The 13,063-nt window shown below is 66.6% G+C and carries 7 protein-coding genes; 4 read left to right on the top strand and 3 right to left on the bottom strand.

What is annotated here, in order from left to right; genetic code table 11:
• Positions 1-44: 44 nt before the first annotated feature.
• Positions 45-2,402 carry a VIT domain-containing protein gene (locus tag G6O54_RS12805; RefSeq protein WP_165225730.1) on the bottom strand — a complete coding sequence of 786 codons (2,358 nt, stop codon included), beginning with the start codon at positions 2,400-2,402 and terminating at the stop codon, positions 45-47.
• A gap of 387 nt (positions 2,403-2,789) precedes the next feature.
• On the opposite strand from G6O54_RS12805, the gene G6O54_RS12800 reads away from it, so the two are divergent.
• Entirely contained in the window at positions 2,790-5,399 is a 2,610-nt protein-coding gene (locus G6O54_RS12800) for a cellulase family glycosylhydrolase (protein ID WP_165225729.1), read from the top strand.
• Between the two features lie 78 nt (positions 5,400-5,477).
• Complete coding sequence (locus tag G6O54_RS12795; RefSeq protein ID WP_165225728.1) at positions 5,478-7,025, top strand: glycoside hydrolase family 99-like domain-containing protein; 1,548 nt, start codon at positions 5,478-5,480, stop codon at positions 7,023-7,025.
• A gap of 60 nt (positions 7,026-7,085) precedes the next feature.
• Here the strand turns inward: G6O54_RS12795 and G6O54_RS12790 are convergent, their stop codons facing one another.
• On the bottom strand, positions 7,086-8,258 hold the full coding sequence (locus G6O54_RS12790) for a leucine-rich repeat domain-containing protein (protein WP_165225727.1): 1,173 nt from the start codon (positions 8,256-8,258) through the stop codon (positions 7,086-7,088).
• A 233-nt stretch (positions 8,259-8,491) separates the two neighbouring features.
• On the opposite strand from G6O54_RS12790, the gene G6O54_RS12785 reads away from it, so the two are divergent.
• Positions 8,492-9,052, top strand: a complete 561-nt coding sequence (locus tag G6O54_RS12785) for a tetratricopeptide repeat protein (protein WP_165225726.1) — start codon at positions 8,492-8,494, stop codon at positions 9,050-9,052.
• Between the two features lie 6 nt (positions 9,053-9,058).
• On the opposite strand, the gene G6O54_RS12780 is transcribed toward G6O54_RS12785, so the two are convergent.
• Positions 9,059-10,546 (bottom strand): alpha-L-fucosidase, encoded by a 1,488-nt coding sequence (locus tag G6O54_RS12780; protein WP_205678756.1) that lies wholly within the window; start codon positions 10,544-10,546, stop codon positions 9,059-9,061.
• 267 nt (positions 10,547-10,813) lie between these two features.
• On the opposite strand from G6O54_RS12780, the gene G6O54_RS12775 reads away from it, so the two are divergent.
• Positions 10,814-12,814, top strand: coding sequence for a redoxin domain-containing protein (locus G6O54_RS12775; RefSeq protein WP_165225725.1), 2,001 nt, complete (start codon positions 10,814-10,816; stop codon positions 12,812-12,814).
• Positions 12,815-13,063 lie beyond the last annotated feature (249 nt).

The following is a 13,063-nucleotide window of genomic DNA, read 5'->3' as shown; positions in this document are numbered from 1 at the left end:
GCGGGTAGAGGGGCGATCGCCATGGCCCGCGGCAGGCCCGCGATTCAGGGCCGACCGTCCTCCGGATCGATCCGGTAGACCGTCCCATCCAGGCTCACCGTGACGGGCTCGCGGAAGGTCAGATACTGGTTGAACTCCGGCTTCTGAGAGCGTGCCAGGGTGAAGAACTCGTCGCTGAACTGGCGGACCCGCCGGGCCTTGGCGTCGTCGTCGGGCTTCACAGTCGAGTCGATCCAGCGATTCTCCTTGAAGTAGAACGTCTTGGCGCCGACCTGGCGAACGGTCTGTCCGTCGCGCGTCGTCGGCTGGTTTCCCGCCTCGGCCATCCGCCCTTCGCGACGGCCCATCGCCGACACCATGGCGGGCCCGCTCAACCGCCCTCCGCCGCCCATGCTCATCATCCCCGAGTGGGGCGCACTCGCCGCCGGGGCGCCGCCGTAGCCCCCCATGCCCATGCTTCTGCCCAGCCCCTCCCCGTTCCCGAACCGCGTCGCCACCTGCTCCTGGACCTGGCCGCGATCGGCCTTCATGTACTCCTGCTTCAACCCGCGCTGCGCGACGCCGGAGCTGCCGGAGACCGAATCAAGGGCCCGGAACGAGTCCCTGGCTCGCTCGAAATTCTGGACCGAGGCCGTGAGCGGCACTCGCTCGTCGGCGAGGAACGACGTGTAAGGCGTCATGATCCCGTACTTCGTGCTCAGCGCGACCAGCTCGTCGATGAGCTCGCGATTCTGGCCCGACAGGTCGATCTGGTCGATGAGGTAGCCGACCCGGCGCATCGCCCAGATCCGCTCCACGAAGTCGTGGCCGCTCCCCCGGCCGCTGTCCGCCAGCTCCGCGGAGGATTCGAACGAGCGCCGGTCGCCCCCGACCTTGCCGCTGATCTTGACCGTGGTGGGGCCGGACTGCCGATACCGGCCCACCCAGACGATCTGGCCGCCGTCGAAGAGGTCGGGGATGTCCCGGGGATAGGTCCGATTGACGTCCGTCCCCGCGAGCTCGATCCGGGTGTCCGTCAGCACGGGGCTCGTCAGCTTGGCGTAGAAACGGCCGACATGGGCCTCGATGTCCTCGTCGGGCTTCACGTACTCGCTGGTGCCGCTGTTGCTCCCGCTCAGGCGATCGAGGAGCCGGGCGTTGACGTCGTAGCCGACGCCGAAGCAGAAGATCTTGGCCCGGCGGGCGTTGGCCTGGCGGCAATTCTCGGCGATCTTCAGCTCCTGGGTCTCGCCCGTGGTCGGCAGCCCGTCCGTGAGGAAGAGGACGTAGCTCGGCCGGGAATCGTCGCGGATCATGCCGAGCGCGGCCTTGAGCGCGGAGTCGATGTTGGTCGAGCCCCCTTCCCGGATGTTGTCCACGTATCGCTCGGCCTCTTCCCGGGTCCTGGACGTGAACCGCTCGAGCTCCGGCCGGAAGCTCTCCACGCGGTCGTCGTAGACGACGATGTTGAAGAGATCATCCTCGCGGAGATTGTTCAGGACCGACCGGAGCGCCTTCCGCGCCTGCTCGATCTTCCTTCCCGCCATCGAGCCGCTGCGATCGAGCACGAAGATCGCCGTCTTCGGCAGCGGCCGGCTCTCCGCCGCCCGGACCTCCGGGCTGGCCAGCAAGAGGAAGTAGCCGTCCTCGCCCGAGCTCGGCCGGTAGCTCAGCACCGAGGCGCCGACCGCCCCCTCCGCGAGCGAGTAGACCAGCCGGAAGTCGGCCGAGGGGATGATGTCCCGACGCTCGAGGCTGACCCGCGCCTCGTGGTCACCCGAGCGATCGATCCGGGCGTCATCGCTCGGCGAATAGATCGACTTGATGGCCCCCTTGCTCGTCAAGGAGATCTGGATCCCCAGCCGCTGGATCGGCGTGGTCGTGAACTTCTGGGTGCTGAGCGGATACGAGAACTCGACGAGATCCCGGTCCCGCTTGCAGAGCTGGGTGTACCGCATCGTGACCTTGCGGTCGGCCCCCGGCGGGATCGGGAAGACGCTCGTGCGATAGAGGCCGCGGCCCATGTATTCCAGTAACGCCGGGTCGCGCTTGGTCCGGACGATTTCCTCGTAGATCCTCCGGGCCTCATCCTTGTTCATCAGCCGGCCGGGCAACTCCTTGCCGTCCACCAGCAGGACGAAGTTCTGCACCGCCCCTTCCTCCGGTAGGGGGAAGAGGAACTCCGACTCGATCTGGACCGACCCGGGATTGTGGAAGGTCTGCGAGACCTGGACCTCCGCCACCTGGTCCTTCACGCGTGCATCAATGAGGACCTCGCGGATCTCGAACGACCTGGCGATCGGGATCGTCGGCCGCCGGTCCACGATGAACCCCTGCGCCAGGGCCGAAGGAGCCCATGCCAGGATGACGAGCAAGGCGAGACACCCCAATCCACTCCGCCCCAAGCCAGGCCGACCGGTCATCTTCCGTCCTCCTCACCATGGCCCGAATCATGACGAAACCACACCCAACTCCTTAGACGCGGCGAGAGCCGTTTCCTGAGGCGAAAACTCAAGTTTTCGGGAGACTTTTCCGAGCGACTGGCCGGGACGCTACTGCCTTGAATGGTTCGCCTGGGGTTCGTCGACGATGACCCGGCCGAGGATGGCCGCTTTGGTCTTCGCTTCGCTGTCGACAGGATCCGTTCACGGGCTTCTATCGTATGCCAGACGCATGGTGGCAGCGAGGGCACGACTCCCCCGCGCTCCCCTTGATTTCACCCCGCGGCTGCCGTGAAATGACGGACGAGGCGGTCCCTCCTGCCGCGATCTCCCGCGCGTCGCCGCCCAGTCCCTCCCGGGGTCAATGACATGCCAGGATCTCGATGGAATTCGCGAGCGCTCGTCCGTGGACTGACGGCGCTCCTCGCCACAATCATCATGGCGGATCTCGGTGCCGGCGAAGGTCGTGCACAGGCCGGCTCGGCCTGGCCCGATGCGTCCGCGCAGAACACGCGCCTGGGGCGAGGCGTGAACGTGATCGGCTACGATCCGATCTGGCACGACGCCGCCAAGGCCCGATTCACGGCGGACCACTTCCGGAAGCTGCACGACGCCGGCTTCCAGCACGTCCGGATCAATCTCCATCCGTTCCGGGACCGGGGATTCAAGGACGGGAAGCTCGACGAGAAATGGCTGCGGACGCTGGACTGGGCCATCGATGGGGCGCTCGCGAACCACCTGATGGTGGTCCTCGATTTCCACGAATTCCAGGCGATGGCCAAGGACCCCGCGGCGCTCAAGGCCTCCTTTGTCTCGTTCTGGACTCTCGTCTCGGAACATTGCAAGGACCGGCCCGCGGACGTGGTCTTCGAGATCCTCAACGAGCCCAACGGCAAGCTCACGGCCGAGCTCTGGAACGAGTATCTGCGCGAGGCGCTGGGCGTCATCCGACGGACCAATCCGCATCGCACCGTAATCGTCGGGCCCGTGCACTGGAATGCGCCCGGATACCTTCACCAGCTCAGCCTGCCCTCGGAGGATCGGGACCTGATCGTCACGTTCCACTACTACAGCCCGTTCGAATTCACCCACCAGGGGGCGCCCTGGGCGAACCTGAAGGGAAAGACGGGCGTCTCGTGGACCGCGACGCCGGACCAGCAGGCCGCGATCCGCCGCGACTTCGACGCGGCCAGGGCGTGGTCCGCGAAGGAGAACCGGCCGCTCTACCTCGGGGAGTTCGGCGCCTATGATCGGGCGGAGATGCCCTCGCGAGCCTGCTGGACGAACTTCGTCGCCCGCGAGGCGGAGGCCCGCGGTTGGAGCTGGGCCTACTGGCAGTTCGATGGCGATTTCGTCCTTTACGACATCCCCGGGAACCGCTGGATCGCGCCGATCCGCGATGCCCTCATCCCGCCGAAGCCGGCCGCGTCGGAGGCCCCGAAGGAGACGACGAACGGTCGCACCGCTCGCCTGGACGTCCGGGCCTTCGGGGCCAAGGGGGACGGCACGACGGACGACACGGCGGCGATCCAGCGCGCGATCGATCGTGGCGTGGAGCAGGGGGGTGGCGTGGTCGTCCTCGATCGGGGGAAGTTCCTGAGCGGCAGCCTGATCCTCCGCAGCCACGTGGAGCTGCACCTCGAATCGACGGCGACGCTCCTCGGGATCGCGGACCTGGCCCGGTATCACGTCGACCCGAAGGAGCCTTACAGGATCCTGGCCCCCTCGCTGATCTTCGCCGAGGGCTGCGAGCACGTGGCCATCACGGGCTCGGGGACGATCGACGGCCACGGCAAGACCTGGACCGGCAAGGACTCGGATCCGCGACCCGTGCTGATCCGCCTCCGCGATTGCCGCGACGTCCGGCTGGAAGGGTTCCTCGTCCGGGAGTCGCGCGCCTTCGGGATCCACCCCATCCATTGCCGGCAGGTTCGGATCGAGGGCGTCCGGATCGACAGCACGACCAACCCCAACACCGATGGCATCGACATCGACGGGTGCCAGGACGTCTTCGTGTCGAACTGCAACATCCGGTCCGCCGACGACTCGATCGCGCTCAAGGCCATCGAGCGGGGGCAGCCGTGTCGCGACATCGTGGTCACGAATTGCATCCTCAGCTCACGATGCGCGGCGATCCGGCTGGGGCCGGACGCGGTGGAGGACATCGAGCGCGTGACCGTATCGAACTGCGTGATCCGGGACACGCCCCTGAACGGCGTGAAGCTCCAGGAATCGCTCGGCGCGGCGATCCGCGATTGCGTCTTCTCGAACCTGGTGATGGACAACGTCTCCGGCCCGATCTCGATCCGGCTGGCCGGCTGGAAGCTCGGAGTCGGGAACGTCTGGGCGGTCTTCGACGACGGCAACTGGCCGAAGGGGTCGCTGCGGAACATCCTCTTCAGCGGCATCCGGGCCACGGTCCCGGCCGACGCCACGAAGTCGTGCATCTCGATCACGGGGACGACCCGGACCCGCCCGCGAGACATCCGGTTCAGCAACCTGGACATCACCTTCGCCGGCGGCGGGACCGCGGCGGAGGCCGCCCGCCGGTCGGTGCCGGACCTGGACCAGGACTATCCGGAGATGTTCATCTTCGGCGTGCTGCCGGCCCATGGTCTCTACGTCCATCACGCCGACGGGATCACGCTGGACGACGTCCGGTTCCACGTCGAGCATGAAGACCTGCGCCCGGCGGTCACCTGCGACGACGCCAGCGACGTCGTCCTCCGCGGGCTCCAGCTCGACGGGAATCCCAGGGCCGAATCGCTGATCCGCCTCCAGGAGACGCGCGGGGCGTTCCTCACCGGCTGCCGCGTGACCGCCCCCGGTCCGGCCGGGCCGTTCGTCCGCGTGGAGGGAGCGGGGACCAGGCGAGTCGTCCTGAAGGGGAATGACCTGGGCCTGCCGAGCCTGCCGGCCTCAATCGGGCCGGGCGCATCGGCCGACGCGGTGAGCGGCGACGGTGCGAATGTGCCGTGAGGCGGGAAGGGGCCGGGAGGGTCGGGCTGGGGGGACTGATGCGGGACCAGGGTCGATTCCATGCCACGAATTCTCATCTTGTCATTCATCCTCCTGGCGAGCGGTTCATCGGTCCTGGCCCAGACGGCTTATCCCGTCCCCGAGCCCAGGCCCGTGAGCGGACCGGTCCTGGTGGGGAGCTATTACTTCCCCGGCCACTTCAACGCCGCGCGCTGGGTGCCGATGGCGCGGGCGGGCTTCCCTCACCCGCTGCTCGGCTACTATCGCGACGGCGAGCCGGTGGTCTCCGACTGGCATATCAAGTGGGCGGTCGAGCATGGCATCCGCTTCTTCGCGTTCGACTGGTATTACGACTACCGCACCGGTCACGTCCACGAGCACAACAACGCCCTGGAGCTTGGGTTTCTGCGGGCACGGTATCGCGAGCTGATGAAGTTCGCCATCTTCTGGTGCAACGAGGAATCGGGCGATCCCGACTACACCGAGGCCCAGATGCTCCTCCTGGCCCGGACGCTCCGCGACCGCTACCTGCGCCAGCCCAACTACCTGACGTTCGAGGGCAAGGCCGCGGTCTTCGTCTCCCAGCCCTGGCGACTGACCAAGCGATTCGGAGTCGACGGGACGGCGGCGATCTGGAAGAAGATGAGCGCCGAGGCCGGCGTGGAGATCCTCCCCATCGCCCTGGCGATCCACGACCAGGTGACGCTCGCGCAGGCGGGCTTCGGCGCCGTGTCCGGATACAATTACGCGGACGTGAATGTCCCCAAAGGCCAGCTCCAGGCTCCCTACGACACGATGGTCACCGGCTACGAGACGATGTGGAAGCAGGCCACCGAGAAGGCCAGTCTCCCCTACATCGTCCCGGTCTCCCCGGGCTGGGACTCCACGCCCTGGTACGGCGACCGTGCCATGGTGCGGACGAACTCGCGACCGGAGAAGTTCCGCGTGATGTGCGAGGCCTCGAAGAAGTACGTCCACCCGCGGCTCAACGCCGTGATCGCCGAATGCTGGAACGAGTTCGGCGAAGGGTCCTACCTCGAGCCGACCGACCGCTACGGCTTCGGATACCTGGATGCCCTCCGCGACGCTTTTTGCCCCGAGAACCCCCATCACGCCGACTTCACCCCACAGGCGATGGCCCGTACCGTGCCGACCTACGACGACCTGCCGATCTTCACCGAATCCGACGTCGTCGCCCAGGGCGGGAATCGCCTCTTCAACCCGGGCTTCGAACGCAAGTGGGGGTGGGTCGATTTCTCCGGAGGCGAGGCGCAGCGGGACGAGGCTGTCTTCCGCTCCGGCCGCCGCAGCGCCCTCATCAGGCCCGGCGATCAGGGCATCAAGGACCTGGACCTGATCGCCGTGAAGCCCGGCGAGACGGTGGAGATCTGGGCCTGGGTCCGGGCGGAACCGGGCGCAAAGGCCGTGGTGAATTGTGCCCTGTTCGGGCCCGCCAATCAGTGGCTCGGGCGTTATTGCCCGATCGGAGAATCCAGATCCCGGGAGTGGACACGCATCAGCAAGACCATAACCTGGAGTGACGCGGAAGCCGCGGCGATCGACCTCGAGATCGCGGCCCACGGCGGCCGAGTCTGGGTGGACGACGTGGGGATCCGAAAGCACTGACGCCGCGGCGGGTGCGGAGCCGGAGCGAGGGCGAGAGGACGTCCGGCGCGGGGACGGAGCTCAGTGGCCGATCACCAGGCCGGGCGTCGACCGCAGGAGGCGTTCGACGGCCTCCTTGGAGAATCGGTTCCGGCCCAGCCAGATCACCTTGAGCTGCGGCAGTCCCCTCAACTGGTCCAGCCCGGCATCGGTGAGCGAATTGCTCTCGAGGCTCAGGTGATTCAGGCCCTTTATCGCGGCCACGTCCTTCATCGAGGAGTCGGTGAGCGAGCACTGGTTGAGGTTCACCGACTTCAGGTCCGGTAGTCGGCTCAGGGGGAGCAGGCTCCCTTGCTCGATCTTGCAGGAGCGTAGGTTGAGCCTCTGGAGGGCCGGGAGTTTCTCCAGGGCCGTCAGGCCGGCCCCGCGGATGGCCGTGGAGGAGATGTTCAGCGACTGCAGCTCCTTCAGGCCCCGCAGGTGGAGGAGCGCCGCGTCGCTGATCGCCGTGTTGTGCATGTCCAGGATGTGGACGCTCGACAGCGGCTCAAGGCCCGAGAGGCCCTCGTCATCGATCAGGCTGCCGCCGAGGAAGAGCCCCCTCAGGTGAGGGTGCCCCTTCAGGTTTGCCAATCCCTGACCGTGGATCGAGGTCCCTTCCAGGCTGACGGATCGCAGCTCGCCGGCCCCGCCGGCGCCTGCCGTGTCCGAGCGGGCCTCCAGCGCCTCGAGTGCCTGGTCCGTGATCCCCGTGTAATTCAGGTTGAGGATCCTCAGGTCCGAGAAGTTGGCCAGCCCGGCGAGGCCGCTGTCGTGGACCTCCGTCCCCTGCAAGTTCAAGGTCTGGAGATGGGTCAGGCTCGCGAGCTGGCCCAGGCAGTTGCCGCGGACATGCGTCGCCATCAGGTTGAGCGAGCGGAGCTCCTTCAGGCCCCTCAGGCAGGCCACATCCGCGTCGCTCAGCTCCGTATTCAGGAGATTCAGCGAGCGGACCTGCCCCAGGTGGTTCACGAGTGCGAGTCCGGAGCGGTCGACTTCCGTGAAGGACAGGTCGACCTTCACGACCGGTCGGTTGGGCCTGGACTCGTCGACCCGGTAGCTACCGTTCTGTGCGAGGATCTCGGCGACAGCCCGTTCCTCGTAGGTCCCCAGGAAGCGAAGCCGAAGCTCTCGCCCGTAGAATCCGAGCGAGCTCCCGGCGATCACGATGGGCAACAATGCGAAGGACATCCCTCGAACCTGTCGCGGCAACATGACGTGCACTCCTGGGGAGAGAGGGGATTTGTGCACAGCATAGCGAGCCGCCCTCGGGAGGGAACCGAAATTCTCCGTCCCGAGAATTTACCTGATGCATGCGTGAAGGAGGCGCGTTGCGTCGCGATCGCGTTGCCGTTAGCCTCGGTTGATCCAGCCCGGTTGCAGCCAGGCCCGAAATCGTCGCCGGCGACGCGCGGGGCCTCGCTCCCACGACCCCTCGAGCCGACGCCATGTCAGAGACGAACGGAAACGGACGACAGGGACCGGAACCTCGACGAAGGCCGGACCAGCGGCCGCCGCGAGATCGCCCGGGATCATCGAAGCCGAGACAGGCCCGGATCGGGCCGATCGGGCTGAGGCCGGCCGGCGGCCGCGATTCCTTCGAACTCATCCATCCCAAGTGCGTGGAGGAGGCGGAGCTCGACTATGCCGAGGGCCTCGAGCTCTGGCGCGCCGGCGATCCCGACGAGGCGAGGGATGCACTCCGCTACGCCCTCCAGGCCTGCCACGACAACCTCTGGGTTCACGTCGCGCTCGGCCGGATCGCACTCGAGGCGTTCGCGGACGCCGACCTGGCTCGCGGCCACTTCGGCTACGCCGTGGACCTCGTGAAGAAGAGCCTGCCGCCGACGTTCCGGGGGCGGATACCCCGCGACCGGGCCGCCAATCGCCCCTTCTACGAGGCGATCGACGGACTGATGGAGGCGCTCACGAAGCGGGGCCAGGCCGAGGATGCGGCGGAGCTGGGACGCTGGGCGGGACAGCTCGAACGGGGCTCGGGCCCCGGTTGAGCCGGCTCACTCCGGCGGCAGCGTCCCCCCCGTGATCTTGAACGTATAGGCATGCTGACACGGGAGCGCATCGCCGTCGAGGCTGGGGACCTCGATCGCCACGTCCCGGCCCTTGACCTCGTATTTCAGGTCTCCGGGGACGCCCAGCAGGCTGATGCGGCCTCCGGGTGCGAGCTTGACGTCTCGAAGCACCAGGCGGCTCCCCGGCCAGCCGGCGGTGATGGCATAGAGGGCATCCGGCTTCTTCGTGAAGAAGACCTGCTTCACCGCCTTGCCGTTCCTCGGCTTCTGGCCCACCTGGGCCATCAGGTTGTACTCCTGCTGGTATTCCTTGTATCCCTGTTTCGGCCGCTCGCCCTCGGTCCACTGGCAGGGCCGGCCGGCAAATCGGGTCCCGTAGATCGCCTCGCCGTTGACCTTCAGCCACTTGCCCATCTCGATCAGGCGATCCTGCATGACGACCGGGATCCGGCCGTCGCTGGTTGGGCCGATGTCCAGCAGCAGGTTGCCGCCGCGGCTGACCAGGTCGCAGAGCATCAGGACGAGCTCGCGCGGGGTCTGGTAGTCGTCGATGTTCTCCGCCCGGTTGAAGCCGTAGGAATAGCCCATCCCCCGGTTCTCTTCCCAGGCATGGGCGTCGTCCGCCATCCCCGCGCCATACTCCGTGGTGTAGTAGCTGCCGTGGTGGTGCCGCGTCTCCTTGCCCCAGCGGTCATTGACGACGACCTCGTCCTTGCAGGGCGAATCGTTGAAGAGCCAGGCGAGCAGCTCCTCGCTCTTCCAGTCGGAGCTCGGCATTTCCCACTCGCCGTCCGAGAAGATGATCGACGGCCTGTAGCGGCTGACCACGTCCTTGAACTGGGGATGCATGTGCTCGACGGCGTATCGCCTGCGGTCGCTCAGCCAGAGCGGATTGAACCACTCGTAGAGCGAGAAGTAGAAGCCGATCCGCATCCCCTCCTTCTTGCGGACGGCCTCCACCAGCTCGCCCAGCAGGTCGCGATGCGGGCCGACCTCGACGCTGTTCCAGGGCCGTCCCCATGCCTTGCTCGCCTCCGCGCTCGGCCAGACGGCGTAGCCGTCGTGATGCTTGGAAGTCGGCACGACGTACTTCGCGCCCGACCGGTACAGGATGTCCGCCCACTGGTCCGGGTTGTAGAGCTCGGCCTTGAACCGGGGCGCGAAGTCCTTGTACTCGAACGACTCCCCGAAGTTCTTCTTGTGGAACTCCCACCAGACGTTGCCGGGCTTCTTGTCGGCCATGTTGTTCCAGTACCACTCCGAGTACGTCTTCGGCGCGCCCCAGGACGGGACGGAATAGACGCCCCAGTGGATGAAAATCCCGAACTTGGCGTCGAGGAACCACTGCGGCGTGGGTCGCTTGTCGAGCGACTCCCACCTCGCCTCATACCTCGGCCCGTCCGCCGCCATGGTCGCGGCGGCCGTCCCGAACATCGCCAGTGCCCAAACAAGCACTCTCTGCGTCCGACCCATGACTCGTCTCCTCATTGAGGAACCCATATCGTCGTTCATCGTCGACGATGCGCCCCCTCGCCGCAACGGGCGCCCCTCGCAACGTCCCTTCCCTCAACCCGTTCCCTCGCTCTCTTTTCCTTTCCCGCCTTCCCTTCCCATCCGTGTTCATCAGTGTCCATCGGTGGCTAAATTCCTCTTCAGTCTTCCTCCGTGGAATCTCTCTGACATTTGTGCTACAAATCTCTCTCTCGATTGATCTGTGGCTCGCACGGTGAGGGCTCCGCATTGCAATTCGCCATCCTCCTTCCGCTCCTATCCGTGGCCGGACTTCTCGAGTCGGCCGGGCCGGCGGTGGACTTCCGTCTCCAGGACCACCGCGGGGCCTGGCATGTCCTCGACGATGCCCGCGATCGAAAGATCGTCGTGCTGGCCTTCCTGGGAACGGAGTGCCCCCTGGCCGAGCTATACGCACCGCGGCTGGCCGCGATCGCGCAGGAGTATGACGCGCGTGGGGTCGGCTTCTTCGGGATCGATCCCAACTCGCAGGACGGCCCCGTGGCCATCGGCCGATTCGCGGAGAAGCACGGCCTGCCGTTCCCCGTCCTGAAGGACGTCGGCAACGTGGTGGCCGATCGGCTTGGGGCGGAGCGGACGCCCGAAGTCTTCGTCCTGGATCGGTCTCGGGCCGTCGTCTATCGGGGCCGGATCGACGACCAGTATGCGATCGGGGTCCATCGGCCCGCGCCGACCCGGCGCGACCTGACCGATGCCCTCGACGCGGTGCTCGCCGGTCGGCCGGTCGCGGTCTCGAGGACGGAGTCGCCCGGCTGCAAGATCGGCCGGCTCGCGAGGTCGACCGGCGAAGCTCCCGTGACCTATTCCAGGCAGGTCGCGCGGATCCTTCAGGCGCATTGCGTCGCCTGCCACCGCGCGGGGGAGATCGCACCCTTTTCGCTGACCGACTATCGCCACGCGGCCGGCTGGTCGAGCATGATCGCCGAGGTCGTCGACGAGGGGCGGATGCCGCCGTGGCACGCCTCGCCCGACCACGGCAAGTTCGCCAACGATGCCCGGCTCTCGGCCGACGAGAAGAAGGCGATCCGCGACTGGGTCGCCGCCGGCTCGCCCGAGGGTAACCCGGCCGACCTGCCGCCGCCGCCCAGGTTCGTGGAAGGCTGGCAGATCCCGCGCCCCGACCTGGTGCTGGAAATGTCCCGGGAGGTCACGATCCCGGCGGAGGGCTCGATGCCCTATGAGCTCGTCGAGATCCACCCGAAGCTCGATCATGACGTCTGGATTCGGGCGTCGCAGGTCCGGCCCGGAAACACGGCGGTCGTCCACCATGTCGTCGTCTTCGTCCTCCCTCCCGGCGTCGACAAGATCGACGAGGCCGGCGGGGATTTCCTGGCCGCCTATGCCCCGGGGATGCCGCCCCGCATCCTGAGTGACGGCGTCGCCAAGCGGATCCCGGCCGGCTCCAAGATCGTCTTCCAGCTCCACTACACCCCGCGGGGGAAGACGCAGGTGGATCGCAGCCGGATCGGCCTCGTCTTCGCTGATCCGTCGACGGTCCGCAAGGAGCTGATGTCGGGGATGGCCCTGGACCTGAGACTTCAGATCCCGCCGGGGGCGCAAGACTACGTTTCCCGGGCTGAATTCCGCTTCTCGCAACCCTCCTTGCTCCTCTCGCTCCTGCCTCACATGCACCTGAGGGGCCGGTCCATGCGGTTCGTCGCCGAATTCCCGGACGGTCGCCGCGAGGTCCTCCTCGACGTCCCGCGCTACGAATTCGACTGGCAGAACCTCTACACGTTCGAGCAACCGATTCCCATGCCCGAAGGGACGATCCTCCGCACCGAGGCCCACTTCGACAACTCGGCCGACAACCCGAACAACCCCGACCCGAGACGCGCGGTCTCCTTCGGCGAGCAGACCCGCGACGAGATGCACGTCGGTTACCTCAACTTCGTCCTCGCCGACCAGGACCTGTCCCTGGGTGCCCCGACCTCGAAGCGGCTGGGGGACGGGCGGTACGAGGTGACATTCCGCCACCGCCCCGAAGGATCGCCGCGATCGGTCGCCCTCGTCGGCACGTTCACCGACTGGAAGGAGCATCCCCTCGCCATGACCGGCCCTGACCCGCGCGGGGACTACACGACCACCGTCGTGCTCGGCCCCGGCGACCACGAATACAAGTTCCTGATCGACGGCGAGACCTTCCGCCAGGACCCCGGCAACCCCGACTCGGCGGGCTTCTTCCGCAACAGCATGATCCGGCTGCCGTGACCACGGAGGACACGGATCACAGAAAACAGATATAAAGACGGGGAGATTACTACCGCGGATGACACGGATGGCACGGATGAAATTCAGAAGATTGATGAAGACTTGTCAGAGTGCTGCCAATGAACAAGTCATGAAGTCTTTTTTTGACTTGTTTACTGCACTGTCTGATTTTCGTTCCTGTCTTGATCCTTGATCGGGTTCTTGTCATTTATCCGTGGTACCTGCCTTATCCGTGGTAGTCAGTTCTTC

The sequence above is a fragment of the Aquisphaera insulae genome (assembly GCF_011064615.1).
GTDB lineage: Bacteria > Planctomycetota > Planctomycetia > Isosphaerales > Isosphaeraceae > Aquisphaera > Aquisphaera insulae.
Note: the sequence above shows the minus strand (reverse complement) of the source record. Positions and strands in the feature narration are given on the sequence as shown.

Bases quoted from the DNA above. Each gene is read 5' to 3' on its own strand.
- G6O54_RS12780 (WP_205678756.1), bottom strand. From the start codon at position 10,546: ATGGGTCGGACGCAGAGAGTGCTTGTTTGGGCACTGGCGATGTTCGGG.
- G6O54_RS12785 (WP_165225726.1), top strand. From the start codon at position 8,492: ATGTCAGAGACGAACGGAAACGGACGACAGGGACCGGAACCTCGACGA.
- G6O54_RS12800 (WP_165225729.1), top strand. From the start codon at position 2,790: ATGCCAGGATCTCGATGGAATTCGCGAGCGCTCGTCCGTGGACTGACG.
- G6O54_RS12790 (WP_165225727.1), bottom strand. From the start codon at position 8,258: ATGTTGCCGCGACAGGTTCGAGGGATGTCCTTCGCATTGTTGCCCATC.
- G6O54_RS12805 (WP_165225730.1), bottom strand. From the start codon at position 2,402: ATGACCGGTCGGCCTGGCTTGGGGCGGAGTGGATTGGGGTGTCTCGCC.